Annotated in this window: 10 protein-coding genes; 9 read left to right on the top strand and 1 reads right to left on the bottom strand. The window is 51.7% G+C overall.

Annotation, left to right across the window (positions count from 1 at the left end):
• Positions 1 to 6 precede the first annotated feature (6 nt).
• The 9 genes from F0L74_RS12430 to F0L74_RS12390 all read left to right on the top strand — a co-directional run bounded on the left by F0L74_RS12430 (position 7) and on the right by F0L74_RS12390 (position 19,150).
• The gene (locus F0L74_RS12430) at positions 7 to 888 is read left to right on the top strand and encodes a DUF5017 domain-containing protein (protein ID WP_149838183.1); all 882 of its coding nucleotides are present in this window, start codon (positions 7 to 9) and stop codon (positions 886 to 888) included.
• Positions 888 to 2,606 (top strand): sodium:solute symporter family protein, encoded by a 1,719-nt coding sequence (locus F0L74_RS12425; protein WP_149838182.1) that lies wholly within the window; start codon positions 888 to 890, stop codon positions 2,604 to 2,606. Before F0L74_RS12430 ends, F0L74_RS12425 begins: the two co-directional genes overlap by 1 nt.
• 3 nt (positions 2,607 to 2,609) lie before the next feature.
• A complete protein-coding gene (locus F0L74_RS12420; protein ID WP_149838181.1) occupies positions 2,610 to 5,234 on the top strand; it encodes a YyaL domain-containing protein in 2,625 nt (874 codons plus the stop codon).
• 3 nt (positions 5,235 to 5,237) lie between these two features.
• Entirely contained in the window at positions 5,238 to 8,642 is a 3,405-nt protein-coding gene (locus tag F0L74_RS12415; protein ID WP_149838180.1) for a hypothetical protein, read from the top strand.
• Positions 8,643 to 8,664: 22 nt separating this feature from the next.
• The gene (locus tag F0L74_RS12410) at positions 8,665 to 10,083 is read left to right on the top strand and encodes an SGNH/GDSL hydrolase family protein (protein ID WP_149838179.1); all 1,419 of its coding nucleotides are present in this window, start codon (positions 8,665 to 8,667) and stop codon (positions 10,081 to 10,083) included.
• 149 nt (positions 10,084 to 10,232) lie between these two features.
• Positions 10,233 to 12,080 (top strand): glycoside hydrolase family 97 protein, encoded by a 1,848-nt coding sequence (locus F0L74_RS12405; protein ID WP_149838178.1) that lies wholly within the window; start codon positions 10,233 to 10,235, stop codon positions 12,078 to 12,080.
• On the top strand, positions 12,058 to 14,835 hold the full coding sequence (locus F0L74_RS12400) for a hypothetical protein (RefSeq protein WP_213086950.1): 2,778 nt from the start codon (positions 12,058 to 12,060) through the stop codon (positions 14,833 to 14,835). Before F0L74_RS12405 ends, F0L74_RS12400 begins: the two co-directional genes overlap by 23 nt.
• 21 nt (positions 14,836 to 14,856) lie before the next feature.
• A complete protein-coding gene (locus F0L74_RS12395) occupies positions 14,857 to 16,821 on the top strand; it encodes a glycoside hydrolase family 2 protein (RefSeq protein WP_149838177.1) in 1,965 nt (654 codons plus the stop codon).
• 37 nt (positions 16,822 to 16,858) lie between these two features.
• On the top strand, positions 16,859 to 19,150 hold the full coding sequence (locus tag F0L74_RS12390) for an FAD-dependent oxidoreductase (protein WP_149838176.1): 2,292 nt from the start codon (positions 16,859 to 16,861) through the stop codon (positions 19,148 to 19,150).
• Positions 19,151 to 19,208: 58 nt separating this feature from the next.
• Here F0L74_RS12390 and F0L74_RS12385 read toward each other — a convergent pair whose 3' ends face one another.
• Positions 19,209 to 20,588, bottom strand: coding sequence for a Gfo/Idh/MocA family protein (locus tag F0L74_RS12385; protein ID WP_149838175.1), 1,380 nt, complete (start codon positions 20,586 to 20,588; stop codon positions 19,209 to 19,211).
• Between the last annotated feature and the right edge of the window lies 1 nt (position 20,589).

The following is a 20,589-nucleotide window of genomic DNA, read 5'->3' as shown; positions in this document are numbered from 1 at the left end:
TTAATTATGCGGAACTCATTTTATATATTGATAGCTGTAATAACATTGGCCGCCTGCGCCAAGGAAAAGGTGAAAGACCCGGAGCTGGAGATCTCCACAGATGCGCTCACCTATAAAGCAGGGGATACGGTCACTTTTCTGTTAACAGGCAACCCGGATAACATCACTTTTTACTCCGGCGAACCCGGCCATAAATACGAATACCGGAACCGTACCACGGCTAATAATGACCTGCAGATAGATTTTAAGACATTGGTGCAGTTTGGTATGATCCGCGAGAACCTGCAACTGATGGTATCCAATAACTTTAACGGCATTACAGATACCACAAATGTGAAAGCGGCCACCTGGACGGATATCTCTGACCGCGCTGTTTTCTCCACCGGGCAGGATAATACGCCGTCCGGGGTCCTTAGCCTGAAGGAGTTCACCAACCAGGAACACCCTTCGTTGATCTATGTGGCTTTCCGGTATACGGATTATGATAAGCCACAGGGTCAGAACCGCTGGGTAGTACGGACCTTCACGGCCAATAATGTGTCAGAAGACAGCGTAGTGAGCCCGTTGGCCACCATGGCTACCGCCGGATGGAAGGTGGTGGATTTTAAGAATCCCGGCTACGTATGGTCCATCACCACCGCGCAGCTGCTCATGCCCAGCAGCAAGAACACCGGCGATAATGAGGATTGGGTGATCTCAAAAGGGTTTGATGTAACCTCTGTATCGCCGGATGCCGGCGTAGCACTGAAGAATATCAGCACCACGCTGCCGTCTTATAAATACGTTTATACCAAACCGGGCACGTATAAAATAACGTTTGAAATATCCAGCGTACGTTATAACGGCGCCCGGCGTTTAACCAAAGAATTGACCTTAACTATCATCTGATGAGCCCTGTAATTGATGCTTCCGTAATTGTAGTGTTTTCTTTATTCATCATGCTGGTGGGTTTCTCCTTTTCGAGGACAGGCCGCAACCTGAAATCCTTTTTTGCCGCCGGCGAATCAGTGCCATGGTTTATTGGCGGCCTCTCGTTGTTTATGAGCTTTTTCTCCGCGGGTACTTTTGTGGCCTGGGGCTCCATTGCTTATAAATACGGATGGGTGGCCGTTACCATACAATGGACCATGTGTATTGGCGGCCTGGTCACCGGTTTATACCTGGCCCCCAAATGGAAAGCCACCGGCAACCTCACCGCGGCGGAGTTTATCCGCGAAAGGCTGGGTTTTACGGTGCAAAAAAGTTACATCTACATTTTTATGGTGGTGTCTTTGCTGATCAAAGGCTCTGTATTGTATTCCGTGGCAAGGCTGGTAAGCGCTTCACTGGGTTTCCCGCTCATGCCAAGTACCGTGGTGCTGGGACTGTTCATGATCGCCTATACTGCCGTAGGCGGTTTATGGGCGGTAATGGTAACGGATATCCTGCAATTTGTGATCTTAACGGCGGCGGTGCTGATCATTATCCCGCTGGCTTTTGACGCCTCCGGTGGTATGAGCCATTTCCTGCACTTCTCGCCGGAAGGGTTCTTTAACGTGGTAAATGGCGAATACTCCTGGGGCTTTATCCTGGCCTTTGCCTTATATCATGTTTTCTATATAGGCGGCAACTGGACCTTTGTACAGCGTTATACCAGCGTAGATACGCCAAAGGCGGCCGGTAAGGTAGCTTACCTGTTTGCGGCGCTGTATATTATCAGCCCGGTATTATGGATGCTGCCGCCTATGTTATACCGGAGCATTAACCCCGGGCTCACCGGTCTGGAAACGGAAAATGCTTATCTTATGATCTGTAAGCATGTGCTGCCCGCGGGGTTGATGGGCCTTATACTTACAGGCATGTATTTCTCTACTTCCGCTTCTGCCAATACCGCCCTCAACGTAGTATCCGCTGTATTTACCAATGATATTTATAAAGGCAGTATCAATCCGCATGCTTCTGATAAAAAGCTCATGCAGGTAGCGCGGGCCTCTTCCTGGTTCTTTGGCCTGGGCATGATAGGCATTGCGTTGATAGTGCCTTATATTGGCGGCATTGTAGAGTTTACCCTGAGCATAGGCGCCGTTACAGGTGGGCCGTTGCTCGCGCCGCCTATATGGGCGCTTTTCTCCCGTAGATTAACTGGGAAGGCAACCCTGTATATTACCTGTATAACGCTTGGCGTAAACCTGGTATTTAAAATGCTGCTCCCCTTTACCATTGGGTATGGGTTAAGCCGCGCCAATGAAATGGTGCTGGGCGTGGGGCTGCCATTCCTGATGCTGGTATTGTATGAGGCGTACGCCCGTTCCCGGGGACATGTCAGCATGGAATATCTGCGGCTACGCAAAGTAAAGGCACAACGCAAGGCAACCGTACTGCAGATAGATGCGGCAGAAGAAGTAGCCGTGCGGGAGCAGAACCGTTTCGGTTTAAAAGTGATCGCTTTTTCCCTGGCCTTTATTGCGTTGCTGTTATACGGCTTATGTTTCTTTTCCAAACAGAGCGCCCCGCTAGTAGCCGGTATTGCTACAGCCATTCTGTTGATTGCGCTTTTACCCTTACGGGCAGCCAGAAAGATCAAGGCGGCCAGGGTAGGAGAGATAGTTGAAAGCGTACTGAATTAATATATGACGGTAAGAAAGTTATTAACGATCGCATTCGTATGTTTGGCCGCCTGCGGGTATTACAGGCAAGCCGCTGCACAAACAAGCCCTGTCAGGGGTGTTATGCTGTCAAATGGTTCCCTGCAGCTGCTTTGGGCCAATAATAAAGGGCAATGGCAGCTGCAAAGCATCAGCGTAAAAGATGGTAAAAAGTGGCGTACGTTCCCGCATTGCAGCGGGGAGTATACTTTGCTGTATTCAAAAGAAAAACCAGGTAATACGCCGCTAACCCTGTACGATAAACAGGGCAAGGCAATAAACTTTCCGGAGCCACAGTACAAGTATGTTACCGGTGTATGGGAAGAGGCGCTGCGACCCGTGCCTATGAATACCGCCGGCGAGGCCATACAGTTTTATCCATCCGCTATGAAGGGTGGCATTACCGGTCCGTTCATTTTTGCAGCAGAAAATGAGAAGGCGGTCATCACCGCCGCCTGGGAACTGGACAAACAGTCCCCCGGGGATATAAAGGTGCATATGAAATTGCAGGCCAGGCAGGATGGTTATTATTCCCTGGCAACGCCCACCCTGGCTACCATACCGGAAAATATGCTGGCATGGGGCGGCATTCCCGGCTATTTTCAAAGTGATGCCATAGCACATGATCTGATAAAAGCCTATGCATATATGCAAGGTATCCCTGATAAACCGGTGATCGTAAGGGAAAGAACGGCCGCCACCCTATCGCCCTTTATCAATACCAAACAAGGTTTCACCCTGGCCGTAATACCGGAGCCGGGTACGGGCCGCGACCCCTGGGTACAAAACACCAATACGCAGCTGGACTGGTTATTGGGCTTATCCCTCATGAACCGGCAGGCGGCCCTTACGCCTACGGCATATCATCCTGTATTGGGCGAAAAAGGCTCTTACCTGCGGAGTGGCGACACCCTTAGTTTTAATTTCCGCTATACCCTGCGCTATGGGGGTTGGTATGAGGTATATAAACACGCAGTCAACGATATTTACCACTTTCATGACGGGCTAACGCTTAAACAAACCAAACGCTCCCTTACCAATCGTATACTCGCCATGCACCGTTATGTGGTGGATGATAAGACCTCCATGTGGCATACGGAGAACTATAAAGGGAAAGAAATAGGCGCACAAGCCTACCTGGGTGGCGTATACGGTTCTGATAAGGACGCGATGAAGAATGCAGACTACGGCGCCATGTGGATGCTGGCTACCGTTACCGGCGATTCCATCCTGCGTCAAACAAGATTACCCTATGCGCGCAATTTTAAACTACAGCAGCAGGAAGATAGCGCTGGCTTTTTCTACGGTGCTGCCGCCGGACAATATTACCTGTACAAGAGCAAACGCTTCTCTGAAGAATGGGGCCCCTATGTAGAGCCTATTGCGATTACCTATTACATGATGCTGGATATGGGCAATATGCTGTTGTTCAACCCCGGCGATACCGCTGTAAAACATGCGCTGCAAATAGCCGCAGACCGCCTGCTAAGCTGGATGGGTAAAAACGGGCAATGGGCCGTAGCCTACGATCAGGGTACCGGCCGGCAAATGTTTACCGAGGTAGAAGACCTGCGCCCTACTTTCTACGGGCTGCTGGTAGCCTATAAAATATTGGGCGATCCTAAATACCTGGCCGCTGCTAAACGCGGTGCGGACTGGTATATCCAGAATGCCACAGACAAAGGGCATTTCCTGGGCGTATGCGGCGATACCCGGTTTGCGCCGGACTTTGCCACCGGACAAAGCGCACAGGCATTGCTGGATCTGTATGCGCTGACCAAAGCAGATAAATACCTGCAGGCAGCTATCCGCACCGCCGAGTTATACACTACTTCCATTTACACACATCCTATTCCCAACAATACCGCAAAAACAGTGAATGGGACGCCCCGGCAGGATTGGGAGATCAGCCAGGCGGGCCTCAGCTTTGAGCATGGCGGTATCATGGGCTCCGCCAATAAACGCGGCCCTATATTGCTGGCCAGCCATGCCGGTATGTTTGTACGGCTGTTTACATTAACAGGCGACTCTCTTTTCCTGGATATGGCCAGGGCCGGCGCATTGGGCCGGGATGCGTTTGTAGATACGGCCACCGGGGTAGCGTCTTATTATTGGGATGTGATGAATAAAGGGGCAGGCCCTTACCCACACCATGCCTGGTGGCAGATAGGCTGGATCACGGATTACCTGCTGTCAGAAATGGAGCTGCGCTCTCACGGTGAAATAGTATTTCCCCGTGGATTTATTGCTCCTAAGGTTGGGCCGCACCAAACCTACGGCTTTGCGCCGGGTAATATATACGGCACTACTGCCAATCTTTTACTGAAAGAAGGCCTGCTGCAAACGGATAACCCTTACCTGGATTATTACTGCGCTATTAATACTACACAACATAAACTGTTCCTGCTACTGCTGAATGACGATGATGACCCGCAGCAGGGGACTATACAGGTCAATTATGCCGGGGTGATGGATCACCAGACCTTACAACCCTTACGCATGTACAATATCAGCGCAAACGGAGAACGGCGGCAACTGGAAAACAGCGCCACGCTCCATGTGCAGCTACCATCTTACGGACTGAATGTTATAGAGATAGACTATCAATAAACCATGCGTACGCACTTAGCAATATATCTATTCCTCACAGTGTTTGCCGGTATAGGTTATATGCCAACAGTACTGGCGCAAACGCCTATGCTGGTGGAAGCGGAGGATTTTCAGTTTAAAGGCGGATGGCAGGCAGAAAGGGCCGCTGGTATGCAAGCTTCTAACGACAGCATACTGCGTGTTTTCTCCGGCAAGGCTGCGCCGGCCTTTACCGTGATCGCTGTTAAAACAGCAGGCAACTACACGGTATGGGTACGCGCGGTGGATTATCCGGCCAACAAACCCGGTACCCGCCTGTTCAGGGTGGCGGTGAATGAGCAACCTGTGGAACAGGAGGCAGGCCGCCATGGCAAAGAAGGGTACTATTGGGAGAAAATAGGCAGTACTATACTCACCGCGGGTGAAAATGTGCTAACGCTGGAAGATACCCGCGGCAATTTTGGACGTTGCGATGCTATCTTCCTGGCTAAAGATAATGTTGATCCCAACGCGCAGCCGGTGGCGGAGCTGCGGCGGTATAAACTAAAACCATTAACAGCGCCGTATACACCTCCTGCGCCTCCACCCTTTGCCGGGCCTGCGGCGATCCCGTCAACGGCCCGCGTGGTGGCGGCCATCAGCAATGAACGGCTGCGCCTGCAATTTGTACAGAACGCCAACGGCATCTTTGCACGTAGCGCTGTTAAGGCGGCGGCTCACAACACAGCCAATCAATGGATTCCTATAGCCGGGGGAAGCGAGGGGAACCGCGTGTTCCTCCTAAGCGCTGTCAAACCACAGATCGGGTTTGGCAGTTTCTTCCCTTCCTGGAACGGTACCCGTTCCTATGGCAGTTTTCTAAGCCGCGGAAAAAAGTTTGCCGTTTTGGCGCCGGAAAGCCTGCGCAATCCTTTCCTGGCAGGTACACTAAAAGCCTGCCGGCCCATAGCGGTAAAACAAGCATCAGCAAACAAGCTATCGGTCACCTATCAAACAACAGATGGCGATACCCTGCAAGGTACCTGGCAGCTAAATGCCGGGGCCAGTCACCTGCAGTTAACGCTCACATATACACCGCAACAAACAGGGTATTATAGCCTGGTGGTATCCGCCTTTAATGAGCTCCCGTTGGACAAGGTGACCAATATACAGTTGCCGCCCATGTTCCAGTACCAGCGTATCCCCGCGCAACCCATACTGCTGCCCTCCGCTATGATGCCACAGCCATTGGCCATGGCAGAAGTTAAACAAGGTAACGGGGTGATGACCAGCTTCATCAGCGGTACGCCTGCCAGCTTTCCGCTGGACTGGGCGCAGGCATATACCTCGCCCATGGGTTTTACTATTAAAAACGAACGGAACCAGGTGCAGCCGGTCAGCTGTTCGCCTATATTAGGTTTAAACGACTCACAGGTACAGGCCGGGCAATCCCTTACCCGCCATTTTGCGCTGGGTATTTTGGCCGCCAACTGGAATGATGCGCTGGAATATATTTCAGACAGCATCTATCGCGTAAAGGATTACCGCACACAGGCAGTTTCATTAACGGAAACAGCCTTCAACATCACAGATCTTATCCGTAATGATACCGCCGCCGGCTGGGACCCGGTACTAAAAGGTTTTTATGATATAGAAGCAGACCCAACGCAGCTCATTACCGTAGTACAGGCAGCGCCGCTGGCCCTCGTATCTGCCGCCGTGCTGGCGCATGATGAAAGTTTTTATACCAGCCGGGCATTGCCGGCTATTGAATATACATTGTCGCGTAACGGGTTTAGATGGGGGTACCAGCGTTTTGTAGCAGGCCATGCCGTTAATAAGAAGGTCGCTTTGCTAAGCCCTTTTAACACACAATTCACCACCGCTTATTATGAGGGATTAGATCAACTGTTAGGCAGGGCCAATCCCTGGTTAAAACAGGTAGCCCTGCCCGGCGATAAGATAAGACTGGCCAACGGCTACTCCGTACAGATACCGGAATGGACACAGGAGCTGGCAGCCTACCGTTTAACAAAAGACCAGCATTGGCTGGATGCTACCGTACGGGATGCGGCGGCGTATATAACCCGGGCGGTGTATGGTGCGCAAACCACGCCCTTAAGCAAACAGCCTTTTTACAACGCTTCCTTTTACGCCTATTGGTGGGATCTGCTGGACCTCTATGATCTCACAAAAGATCCCCGCTTCCTGCAAGCGGCGGAAACAACCGCCTTCCATACCCTGGCCGGTGTACGGGTATACCCCGCGATAAAAGACACGCTGCAAACCATCCACCCCGGTAATGCCTACGAGGGCAATACTTCCGTATGGTGGAAAGGCGCGTTGCATTACCGTCTTGGATTTCCCCGCCACGAGGGCGATGTGCGGGAGCAGCAAGTGCCGGAGAGCCTGGTATCACCCGTAGGCCTGGGTTTTGAACAGCCCTACACCTTCTTTGATCCGGGTAAGCTGGTAAGGCATGTATTCATGAGCAACTGGGCGCCGCATCTGCTGCGTTTGTATAGCTACGATCATCGTAAGATCTTTGAGACTTACGCCCGCAATGCCATAATAGGCCGCTTTACCAACTATCCCGGTTATTACGCCACCGGTTTTACCAACATCACCATGCAGCCGGATTTTCCTTACAAAGGCCCGGATGTAAGCTCCATTTATTATCATCATATTCCGCCACACCTGGCATTTACGCTGGATTACCTGGTAACGGAAGCGATACAGCGTTCCGGTGGCAACGTGTATTTTCCTTACGGTAAACAGGATGGTTTTGTATGGTTCAACAACCGGGTCTTTGGCGGCGGCACCGGAACTATAATGGGTGATAGCACTGTACATCTATGGATGAAAAAAGGGCTGCTAACGATCGATAACCCCGCGCTGAACTATGTGACCGCAGTGGGCGATGATCGTTTCTGGCTCATACTACTGAATGAATCATCTGGCCAGTCCGCTGCCCATATCCAAATGGGAGCGGAGACGCCTGTAAAGGATAATACCCCTGCTACTGTTTATGCGACCGATAAGAAACAGGTACCCATGCAGCAACGCCAGCTGGCAGTTACGCTACCTGCGCACGGTTATACGGTCATTTCTTTTCCGCTGGCGGCAAAGACCGCCAACAAGCCCATACCGCCGGTAAAGAACGGCATGCAGGTATTACAATTGGGAGCGGGCATAGGTAAATGTTATGTATTCCGTATCCGCTCCCCATTTGGATGGGACAGCATCTATGGTTACCTGGAATCGCAACCGGCCGGCGCGCTGCAATGCACTGTGCTGGTGAACAACACAGAAACAACCGTTACAAGCTATCCCTATGAATGGTCTGTACACCCACTGAACGCGCAGGAAGCAGTAACCGTGAAAGTGAAGCTGAGAACAGACAGCGGCGAAACAGACGAAGGAACCGTAGTATTTGATGGTGCACAATAATAAACGTAAAGTAAGATCAATAATGAAACAATACCTGCTCATATACCTGTTGTTGCTAGCTGTAACAACAGCTGCGCAAACTAAAGACGACGCAGAAAGGAACCGGCTGATCGCTGCCTCGCAGGAAGGCGCTTCGCCCCTATTCTTCACCGTGGATGCGGCTAAGGTGCCGCTTGTATCACCGGAAGGTTTTACCCAGACAGGAGAGTATACCTTGCGCAACGGCCTGCCGCATTTCTTTAAGAAAGCAGCCGCCGGGCAGCCGCTACGGGTTGGTTTCATAGGCGGCAGCATTACGCAGGGCTCCTGGTGTTACCGCCTGCAAACCATGCGCTACGTCCAATCCATGTTCCCGGCGGTGACCATGAAAGGCATTAACGCCGGCGTGTCTGGCACCGGTACAGACCTGGGCGCCTGTAGATTAAAAGAACAGTTACTAATACACCATCCAGACCTGGTATTTATAGAGTTTGCCGCCAATGGCGCATATACAGATGGTATGGAAGGCATTATCCGGCAGATCCGGCGTTATGATCCCGCTATAGACATTTGCCTCATCTATACCATTTATAACGGGCAAACGAAAATATATGCGGCAGACAGCATCCCGGAAAACATCCAGGGGCTGGAAAAGATAGCGGCTTATTACCAACTCCCCTCCGTACAGCTGGGTATGCAGGCATCCTTGCTGGAAAAAGAAGGCAAACTGGTCTGGAAAGGAGATACTGCCCAGGTCCATGACCGGATCGTTTTTTCTGCGGATGGTATTCATCCCCTGGCAGCAGGCGGCAACCTCTACGCAGAGGCTATTGCCAGGGCATTTGATAGTATGCGGCGGATGAGCATAAGCGGCAACCAGGACAACAGTACCTTACCCGCGCCCCTGATAGCAGATAACTGGGAAGACGCCGGTATGTATGACCCGCAACAGCTGGCTACTTTTAGTAAGGACTGGCTCCCTGAAGTGACCGCAGGCTCCAGGCTGCAACAGTTTAAAGGATGGTTCCCTTACGTGATGAAAGCGGAGCAACCCGGCGCGTCTTTTACCTTCCGGTTTAAAGGCAACATGTTCGGCTTCTTTGATATTGGCGGTCCGGAAATGGGACAACTGACCATCGAAGTAGATGGGAAGGCTATGCAAGTGGCGGAGCGGGGTATTAAAGGCACCCGCCTGTTAAAAGCGGTGGATAACGGCGGCAACCCGCTCATTAACCGCTTTAATAACTATTGTAATAACCGCTACCGCGGTCAGCATGAGCTTATTACCGTGGAACCGGGTAACCATACCGTTACCATCCGGCTAAGCGCGGATAAAGCAGATAAACATAAGATCCTGGGCAACGCCCAGCTGGAAGATATCACCGCGCATCCGGATAAATATGACCGCACGGTGGCGTACATCGGTAAGATACTTTTAAGGGGAACGCCTTTGCCACAATAATGGGAACATTCCCGGTAAATGGGAATGTTCCCATCCGTTTTTTGTAGCCGGGAACCTTGAACATACGGGGCTGCGGCCGTTAATTTGAAGCATTGAAAAACAACTGGTACAATATCATAAGAACACATTTACTAAGCTGCATAACAGCCATGGCTTTTTTATGCCCGTTGTATGTACGCGCGGCAGATACGCTGCTGCTGAAAAGCCCGCATCAGCAATTGCTTGCAAAACTGTTTACCCGCAACGGTTATTTATTGTACCAGGTACAACACGTCGCACAGTTGTTGATCGCTCCCTCGCAGCTGGGTATACAGGTGAACGGCCGCACAGCCGGTACGCAGGTGCGGCAGCTAACCATTTCCCACCGGCCTTTTGTCCATGCCAACAGCCTCGCCTATACTATTACCGTACAGGAAAAAGAAGGGGCCTATACCCTGGAATGCCGCATGTTTGATAACGGCGCCGCCTTCCGTTATGTGATCGGCGGGCCGGAAGATAAACAGGTGACACAGGAGCTGACCAGTTTTACCCTGCCACCCGCCGCAGGTGTATGGTATTTTGAGCGCAACAGCAGCTGGAAGCTGCAATCCTACGCCGGCCTGTGGCAGCGTACCACCGTTGAGCAATTGCCCACCGTGTCTTCGCAAGGCCCGGTACAAGGTAAACCGCTGGTGATCGAATTGCCGCATAAACAATATGCCGTATTAACAGAAGCCGCCTTATATAACTACAGTGGCATGCGCTTAAAAGCAACCGGTAATAATACTTTACAGGTGAACTTTACGGAAGGCGACAAAGGTTTTGCCGTAAAAGGTAAACTGGTTACACCCTGGCGCGTAATACTGTATGCCAATAACCTGAACGGGCTGGTAAATAACCAGGTGATCGCCGCGCTAAACCCGCAGCCTGATCCTGTTCTGTTTGCGGATAAAACGTATATAAAACCCGGCAGGAGCGTATGGAGCTGGATCACCCGCAATACGCATTATATGGAGCCTGCAGAAGAGTTGCGTTTCATCCACGCAGCGGCAGCGCTCTCATTTGAATATACGCTTATAGATGAAGGCTGGGAAACCAAATGGCCCCATAAATGGCAACAGTTAAAATCCCTTTGCGACAGCGCTGCGCAAACCGGTGTAGGGGTATGGGTATGGAAACATTCAAAGGAAATAAGGGATAGCGTACAGCGCAACGTCTTTTTAGATAGCGTAGCCATGGCTGGCGCGGTAGGCATTAAAACAGATTTTATGAACAGCGAGGCCATGGACCTCATCAACTTTGAAGAAGGCCTGCTACAGGCAGCCGCTGCCCGCAGGTTGATGGTAAACTTCCACGGCTGCCAGGCGCCCACCGGCGAAAGCCATACCTACCCCAATGAAATGACGCGGGAGGGGATCCGTGGCATGGAGCTCAATATTATGAAAGAGCCCATACCGGCCTGGCATAATGCCGCCTTGCCCTTTACACGGTTTGTATGCGGGAATGGGGATTATACACCCGGGTTTTTCAGCAACCGTGGCAATACCACGCTTACGCACCAGCTGGCGCTCTGTTACCTTTTTAACTCTTCATTCCAGTGTATAGCAGAAAGCCCGCTGACCTTACTGGAAGACAGTACCTATGCACCTATCCTCCCTTTCCTAAAGACCCTGCCGGTTACCTGGGATGAGACCATCGTATTACCGGGCAGCGATATTGGCGTAATGGCCGCTTTTGCCAGGCGCAAAGGAAAGGATTGGTATGTGGCGGTCATCAACGGAACAGATACCGTACAACGTTTTACCCTGCAACCACGGTTCCTGCAAGACGCGGGAATCTATAAAAGTACATTGGTCAAAGACAGCCCGGATGGAAAAGCATTTGTGACAGAGAGAACAAATCTCCGCAAACAGGATCGGCAACAATTCATGATCCCCGCAACAGGTGGTTTGGTGATACACATACCTATGCCGGTGCAAACATCAAAACTAATACATGAAAAAGCTATTATACATTAATCTCCTGCTCTTGTTTGCCTGGGCTGCAACCGCACAGGCGCAGGTTACTGCTAAGCGGCAGCAGATCGTCATTACTGCCGCCGGGCGCACCTACACATTCACGCCCTCTTTTGTAGTATTATACAATGCCGCTGATCCGGGTATGGCTTTAAAACCGGCTGGCATAAAAAAAGTAGCATATAATGTACTTACCTGGAAAGTAACAGATACCAGCAAAGCTGATTTCCGGCAGCAGCAGGTCAGCAACAGCGTGGCCGGTGATGGGTTTGATGATAAGATACTACGCAGTAAAGCAGAAGCGCGTACCGCCAATATCTTCAACGCCGGAGAAAGCATCTCCATACAAGCAAACAGTGCGGAACAAAAACAGGACACCCTGTTCTTCCATTTCCCCGCTAATGACCGGTTTACGCTATCCGCTTACGTAGTATTATCCGCCAAACCATACCCGGTATTAGGGTATACCTTTACCCCTTTACAGGCAGGTTATTATAGCATTGGTTACACCGGCGCGCCGGTGCTATCGCCAGCACGGGCAGCCGCCATCTGGCAGCCGCTGATTTGGCAGGAAAAACGGATCCCGGATGCAGCCTATCTTACGCCGGCTTTTTTAGCCCCGTTGCCCACCACGCTGGTATACGATGGCGCAGTGACCACCGGTGCGCTGGCCGGTCCGGAATATATCCCTTTCCAACCCTTGCCCGTATTAGCCAATAGCCGTTTTGGCGTGGCCTTACGCAATAAAGAAGGACAGTTGCAGCCCCAGGTATATGCACCCATACCCGGCGGTTACCTGTCAAAAATGAAAGCCGGGGAACCTTTCCATTTTGCCTTAGAACTGGTAGCCACGCCCGGCGACATTACAGCTACCTATCAGCAGATAGCCCAAACCGTATTTGGTTTCCATAACTACCGGCATAACGATATCGCATCCCTCAACACCGCGTTGGATAATATGGTAGACTATGCCATGAGCAGTTACGCCTGGTTTGTAGACAGCCTCAAAGGCTGCGCTTACTCCACCGATGTGCCGGGGGCCGTAAAGAATGTATCCAGCCTGAACCCGCTGGAGCTGGCCCTGGTGCGGGATGATACCGCTATGTTTGAAAAAAGGGCCTACCCGCTCATGGAGTTTATGCTATCCCGCGAGAAATTCCTGTTTAGCCTGGATAGCAATCAACAGATCCAAAGCCCTTCCCGCAAATTAAAAGGCCCGGTAGCGCCCTTGTCAGAGCTGGCAGCGTTGTATAATGTATTTGGTAAAGAGAACGGTTTTTACCTGCAAATGATGCAGCAGGAATACGGTAAAGACCGTGTACGCAACCTGGACGTAAAAGAAAAAGGAGATAACTGGATCAATGCTATGCACCTCTATAAAGCCACGGGCGATCAGCATTACCTGGCAACCGCTGTTACCAAAGCCAAACGTTACCTGCAGCAGCGGGTATACCAGCCGCAAACGGCTTTTAACGATCCTTTTGCCGGCAGCTTCTTTTTCTGGCCTTCGTATACAGACCGCTGGATAGAGCTGTCAGAACTATATGAGCTCACGAACGATACTGCTTTCCTGTATGCGGCCGTTGATGGCGCCCGGCATTATACCATGTTCACCTGGATGTGCCCTGCCATTCCGGATAGTCTGATCACCGTAAACAAAGGCGGTAAAGCGCCCATGTACTGGTACCTGCAATCAAAAGGGCATCAGCAAATGTATTGCCCGGAAGAGCAGGTGCCTGCCTGGCGGTTATCAGAAACCGGTCTTACGCCGGAATCGTCAGGTACCGCCACCGGCCACCGTGGCATTTTTATGGCCAATTTTGCGCCCTGGATGCTAAGGCTGGGCTATTATGCTAAAGACACGTTCCTGCTGAATGTGGCCAAGGCCGCGGTCATAGGCCGTTACCGCAGCTTTCCCGGGTATCATATTAATACGGAGCGCACCACCGCTTACGAGAAAGCAGATTTTCCGCTGCACACACATAAACAGCAAAGCGTAAACTCTTTCCACTATAACCATATCCTGCCCATGGCTTCCATGCTGCTGGATTACCTGGTAACGGATGTTTTTGTGCGCAGCCAGGGCCAGATCAATTTTCCGGCGGAGTATATAGAAGGGTATGCCTATCTGCAGGATAAGATGTATGGCCGGCAAAAAGGCAGCTTCTATGATGAAAAGGAGGTGCAGCTCTGGATGCCGGCAAGATTGCTGCACATCAGCAATGTGGAGCTCAATTATATCGCCGCCCGCAAAGATGACCAGCTGCTGCTGGCGTTCACCAATCAATCCAATCAGCCGGTAACCGCCACGGTGACCGTAAACCCGCTATGGGTAAAAACGGCAAAAGACAGCACGTTTGCTGTTACTGTGCCGGCCAATGGTATCCAGGCAATAGCCCTGCACAAAGCGGTATTCCGTGCAAACTCCTTCCAGCAGCAGATACTGGCAGCTACCGGGGATAACAGCAAGGACTATGCAGCATTGGAAACCGGCCATGCAAAAGCCATGCTGTTTAAACTGGGTAACTATGGCCGCCGCCTGTACGTGTACCTGGAAGATGATGATAACAAAGTGCGCAGCGCCGCATTGCAGTATACAGATGCTGCGGGCAGGCAGCAAACATTAAATGATACTGCTTATCCGTTTGAGTTCACAGTGCCGCTGCAAGGCCATAAACCGGTGTCCTTCCGCCTGTCTGTAGTAGATACGCGGGGCGCTACGCAAACAGGCAAAACCGTGATCTTAGGTAATGAATAACCCTGAAAATAACACAGTAGCATGAAGAGGCAACTATTATCCATTTTACTGCTATTCCCCCTGCTGGCTGCCGCGCAGCAAACAGGCAAAATATCATTGAACGACGCCTGGACCTTTGCGCTCGATCCGCTGCAAACTGGGGAGCAGCACCAATGGCAGGCAGCAGGTTTTGAATCCGCCTACTTTGATAAGGTGGACGTGCCGCATAGTTTTTCTGTAGATAAACGTTATTTCTTCTACACCGGGACGGCATGGTATTTTAAACACTTTCCCACGCCGGCTGTACAAAAGGGCACGCGCACCTTTCTGCATTTTGATGCCGTATTCTATAAAACAAAAGTATGGCTGAACGGGGAGCTGCTCACCACCCATGAAGGCGGTTACACCCCCTTTGAAGCAGAGGTAACACAGCTGCTAAAAAAAGACCGTAACACGCTGGCCGTAATGGTAAACAATGCCTGGGATACCACCACCATCCCCGGGGCTAAAGCGAGTGACGCCACAGAACGTACCAATGCAGCGCAGTTATACGCCTGGATGAACTTTGGCGGTATTACCCGGCCGGTCCAATTGATCACCCGCCCGGCGGCGTATATCGAACGTATAAAAGTAAACGCGAAACCAGACCTTAAAAAAGGGAGCGCCCTTATACAGGTGCAAACCTGGTTAAAAGATTTTCATACACAGGCTCCCGTACAGGTAAACATCTACCAGGATGGCCGTAAAAAGAACATCACGTTCAAGCAGGTATCTAAAACAGATCCAGGAACAGTAATACTGGAAGGGCTGCTGCCCGCTGCCCGCCTATGGAGTGTGGACGCGCCGAACCTCTACGAGGCAGAAGTGATTGCCGGAGCAGATACCATGCGTACCCGATTTGGCATCCGGCAGCTGGAGATCAGTCATGCGCAGTTACTGCTGAACGGAGAACCGGTACGCCTGGGCGGTTGTAACCGCCCGCTGGATTATCCCGGCTACGGGTCTATTGACCCAGCCGCCGTGCTGGAAAAAGACCTTACCCTGATCAAAAACGCGGGCATGGAGTTTTCCCGCATCAGTCACTACCCGGTATCAGAAGAGCTGCTGAACTGGGCAGATAAACATGGGATGCTGATCATAGCAGAAGCGGGCAACTGGCAAATGACTGCCCGGCAAATGGCAGACCCGCTGATGCGCGCTAAATACCAATCCCAGTTAAAAGAAATGGTACAACGGGATTGGAACCATCCCTGTATTATTGCCTATAGCCTGGGCAATGAATTTCCCTCCCATACACCGGAAGGCCAGGCCTGGGTACGGGATATGCGTGCTTTTGCAGTAACCCTGGATAGCACCCGTCTTATCACCTTCGCCAGCTTTCATGTGTGGCGCGATAATATCAAACAGCCGGAAGATGAGGCCTCCCGCTATGTGGACTTCATTAGCACCAATATCTATGGCGACCATCTGAAAGCCCTGGAACATATCCATACGCTGTACCCGGATAAACCGGTATACATCAGCGAATTTGGTATGCGCCTGCCGGCGGATGGCAAGGAAGAAAAACGTATCGCGTATTTCAGGAAAGCCATGGCTGACTTCCGCCGCTGTAACTATCTCATTGGCGCTTCTGTATGGACCTTCAATGACTATATGAGCCGCTATCCCGGCACAGATGCGGATGGCTACCGGGCATGGGGCCTGGTATCGCCGGAACGCACGCTGCGCTCCGTGTACCAGGTATGGCAGGAGGAATTTGCCCCGGCTGTGATCACCATCAGCAATAGTGGCAACCAGCTGCGTATCCGGGTAACAGCACGGGCGGACTTTCCTGCTTATACCCTCCGGCATTACCAGCTACAATACGGCGGCCACACGGTACCGCTGCAAACGCTGCAGCCGGGTCAAAGCCAGGAGCTAACACTGCCGGTGGCAGCAGGGGCAACAGAACTGACGCTGGTAAAACCTGGCGGTTTTACGGTGCTGCATCAAACCATTCAACAATAACGAACAACTTTTTCCGATAAAATATAATTGTGCAACGATGATCAAATCCGGAACAACAGACAGCCGTTCTTTTCCCCAGGTAAATATCCATGCAGACCTTGTTGTAACAGGCGGGGGCCTCTCAGGTGTATGTTGCGCTATCACCGCCGCCAGGCAAGGCTTAAAAGTAGCACTGGTACAGGACCGGCCGGTATTGGGCGGTAATGCCAGCAGCGAAGTGCGCCTCTGGATCCTGGGGGCAACCTCCCATATGGGCAACAATAACCGCTGGGCAAGGGAAGGCGGCCTGGTAGATGAGATACTGGTCGAAAATACCTACCGCAACCCGGAAGGCAACCCGGTGATATTTGATACCGTGCTGCTCGATAAGGTGAAACGCGAGCCTAATATCACATTGCTCTTAAATACCTCCGTATATGCGGTAGAGAAAAAAGACGCGGTCACCATCCAATCCCTGAAAGCATTCTGCAGCCAGAACCAGAAAGAATATACTTTAACTGCCCCGTTTTTCTGCGACGCCTCCGGCGACGGCGTAGTGGGCTTTTTATCCGGCGCGGCCTTCCGTATGGGCGCGGAAAGCCGGGAGGAGTTTGGAGAGTTATTTGCGCCCTCCGCTGAATACGGAGAGCTGCTGGGCCACACACTCTACTTCTACAGCAAGGATACCGGCCGGCCGGTAACGTTTACTCCGCCGGAGTTTGCGTTGACAGATATCACAAAGATCCCCCGCTTTAAAACATTCAATGCAAAGGATTTTGGCTGTAAGCTATGGTGGATAGAATACGGCGGCCGTATGGATACGGTGCACGATACGGAAGACATAAAATGGGAGCTATGGAAAGTGGTGTACGGCGTATGGAACCATATCAAGAACTCCGGCGGGTTCCCGGAGGCGGAAACGCTCACGCTTGAATGGGTAGGGGCTATACCCGGTAAAAGGGAAAGCCGCCGTTTTGAGGGCGATTATATGCTGAGGCAGCAGGATGTCATTGAGCAACGCACACACGCAGATGCGGTAGCCTTTGGCGGCTGGTCCGTAGACCTGCACCCGGCAGACGGCGTATTCAGCGAGCTGCCCGGCTGTAACCAATGGCATAGCAAAGGTATTTACCAGATACCCTACCGCTGCCTGTACAGCCGTAATATCAACAACCTTTTCCTGGGCGGCCGTATCATCAGCGCATCGCATGTGGCCTTTGCTTCCAGCAGGGTAATGGCTACAGCAGCCTATGTATCGCAGGCGGTGGGAGTAGCAGCCGCTGTTTGTAAGGAGCAGGGCATACTCCCCGCAGAGATCATCAGCAAAGGACATATCACCGCATTGCAGCAACGCCTGTTAAGGACCGGGCAGCATATCCCCGGCGTACAATTACGGGATCCGCAGGACCTGGTGCATACCGCCACTATCAAAGCTTCCAGCGAACTGGTATTGAAAGAATTTCCCGGTCAGCCGCTCCTGAAACCGCTTAGCTTGTCCGTAGCGCAGCTATTGCCTTTACCGCAAGGCGAGATAGCGCCTTTCATCTTCCATGCAGATGCGGCAGCAGCCACCACACTGGACGTTGAACTACGCATCAGCAGCAAACCCGGTAACCATACGCCAGATATTACGCTGGCCAAACAAACCATTGACATACACCCCGGCAGGAACTGTATGCGCCTGCAATTCAACGCATCCATGGCAGCACCAGGATACGCGTTCATCACTTTTATGAAAAATCCGTTGGTACAGCTGCATCATACAGACAAACGGGTAACCGGCGTATTATCTGTTTTTAACAGCGTAAACAAAGCGGTATCCAACTATGGCAAACAAACCCCGCCGGAAGATATTGGCATGGAAGCCTTTGAATTCTGGTGCCCGCAGCGCCGCCCGGAAGGCCAGAACATTGCGGTGAAATACGATACCGGCATCGATCTTTTTAAAGCAGAGAATATCCGTAATGGCATAAACCGCCCTACCAATGCGCCCAATGCCTGGGTGGCAGACTGGAACGACCCGCATCCACAGCTGCAGCTTAGCTGGGATAAGCCGCAGCAGATCAGCCAGATCGATCTGTTCTTTGATGCGGACTATGATCATCCCATGGAATCTGTGCTGATGTCGCACCCCGAAAAAGTGATGCCGTTCTGTGTAAGGGAGTACCGTATTAAAGATGGCGCGGGGAATATTATTGCGGCAAAAAAGGATAACTATCAAACGTATAACCGCGTGGTGCTGGAGCAGCCCATTACCACAGATCAGCTAACGCTGGAGTTGGAGCATCCGTCGGCAGATGTACCGGCGGCAGTGTTTGCGGTACGGTGTTACGGAACTGTAGAAGGTTGAGTATATAACAGAAAAAAAATGGCGCTGATATCAGCGCCATTTTTTTATCATTAAAGGCTCAATACGCCTCATCCAACGCAAATATCGGCTTCCTGTTCATCCACCTCCCTCTTGTAAAATCCGGGATATGCTGCAAAGCCCCGCCTTCCGCTACGGACTGCTCGCTCAGCGGCGTAATAGCATACCAGGTGGCCAGATCATACACATCCAGCGCATATGGCGTACCTCTTTTAATACTCTCCACAAAAGAATTGATCACAAACCAATCCATACCGCCGTGCCCAGCACCGGCAGTATCCGCGGCATAACGTTTCCACAGCGGGTGATCATACCGGTTCATATAGCTGCCATCCTCATCAGGCTGGCCTGCTTTTTCCCAGGTATGCGGTTTGCTTTTGCCTTCTACATAAACGGATTGCACATCATCCATCCACAGGCCATTGGTGCCCTGTACACGGAAGTTCAGCGAGTAGGGGCGGGGTGAGTTGGTATCATGTGAGAGCATAATGGTTTCCCCGTTATAGGTCTTAAGCAGGGTGGTTACAAGATCACCCAGTTTGAACTCTACTTTGGCGTTGGGATGGTCCGCGCCGCCATGATCTACAACATATTTATGCAGGCCGCGGCTTTTGGTGGCCATGGAACTAAGCGTAATAAGCCGGTTGCCCCGGTTTATGTTGATCATATTCGCCACCGGGCCCAGGCCGTGTGTGGGATACAGGTCGCCGTTGCGGTGCACGGAGTGGTTGGTGCGCCATTTGGCTTCTGACAGCGCTTTCTCTCCAAACTCTACGCCGCCGCCATAATATTGTTTGCCGTTGTTGAACTTTACTTCGCGCAGGTCGTGCTGGTAGCCGCCCTGCAGGTGAGTAAGCTCGCCAAACAGGCCTTGCCGCACCATGTTCAGCACCGCCATTACGTCACGGCGGTAGCATACATTCTCCATACCAAACAGCTGTATGCCGGTTTCCTCGCTGGTGTTCACCAGCTCCCAGCATTCCTGTACATCAGCCGCGCCACATACTTCTACGGCAGGCGTTTTGCCGGCCTTCATGGCGGCAATGGCCTGTATGCTGTGCCATTCCCAGGGGGTGGCAATGATCACCGCGTCAATATCATCCCGTTTAAGCAGGTTATGAAAATCTTCCGGGCCGTTGGTGTATTCCGCTACTTTGCGGCTGGCGCCATAGGCTTTGTCGATCAGCTTACGCGCTTTGGGAATGGTGTAGTCCGTATCCGGGTCCGCAATAGCGATCACCTCCACATCACTGCGGCGCAGGCATAGCTCCAGGTGGCCCAGGCCACGGGCGCCAACGCCTATCAGCCCTAATCTTACCTTGTCTTTCTTTTCAGCAGCCAGCAACTGTGCCGGTGTGTGCAGCAGGGAAAAACCCATGCCTGCTACCGCTGTGTTCCGTAAAAATTCTCTCCTTCTCATG

The sequence above is a fragment of the Chitinophaga agrisoli genome (assembly GCF_008386695.1).
GTDB classification, from domain to species: Bacteria; Bacteroidota; Bacteroidia; order Chitinophagales; family Chitinophagaceae; genus Chitinophaga; species Chitinophaga agrisoli.
The sequence above is the reverse complement of the archived record's forward strand: the minus strand, read 5'-3'. Positions and strand labels throughout refer to the sequence as shown.

Coding starts and splice junctions, on each gene's coding strand:
- F0L74_RS12430 (WP_149838183.1), top strand. CDS start 7: ATGCGGAACTCATTTTATATATTGATAGCTGTAATAACATTGGCCGCC.
- F0L74_RS12425 (WP_149838182.1), top strand. CDS start 888: ATGAGCCCTGTAATTGATGCTTCCGTAATTGTAGTGTTTTCTTTATTC.
- F0L74_RS12420 (WP_149838181.1), top strand. CDS start 2,610: ATGACGGTAAGAAAGTTATTAACGATCGCATTCGTATGTTTGGCCGCC.
- F0L74_RS12415 (WP_149838180.1), top strand. CDS start 5,238: ATGCGTACGCACTTAGCAATATATCTATTCCTCACAGTGTTTGCCGGT.
- F0L74_RS12410 (WP_149838179.1), top strand. CDS start 8,665: ATGAAACAATACCTGCTCATATACCTGTTGTTGCTAGCTGTAACAACA.
- F0L74_RS12405 (WP_149838178.1), top strand. CDS start 10,233: ATGGCTTTTTTATGCCCGTTGTATGTACGCGCGGCAGATACGCTGCTG.
- F0L74_RS12400 (WP_213086950.1), top strand. CDS start 12,058: ATGAAAAAGCTATTATACATTAATCTCCTGCTCTTGTTTGCCTGGGCT.
- F0L74_RS12395 (WP_149838177.1), top strand. CDS start 14,857: ATGAAGAGGCAACTATTATCCATTTTACTGCTATTCCCCCTGCTGGCT.
- F0L74_RS12390 (WP_149838176.1), top strand. CDS start 16,859: ATGATCAAATCCGGAACAACAGACAGCCGTTCTTTTCCCCAGGTAAAT.
- F0L74_RS12385 (WP_149838175.1), bottom strand. CDS start 20,588: ATGAGAAGGAGAGAATTTTTACGGAACACAGCGGTAGCAGGCATGGGT.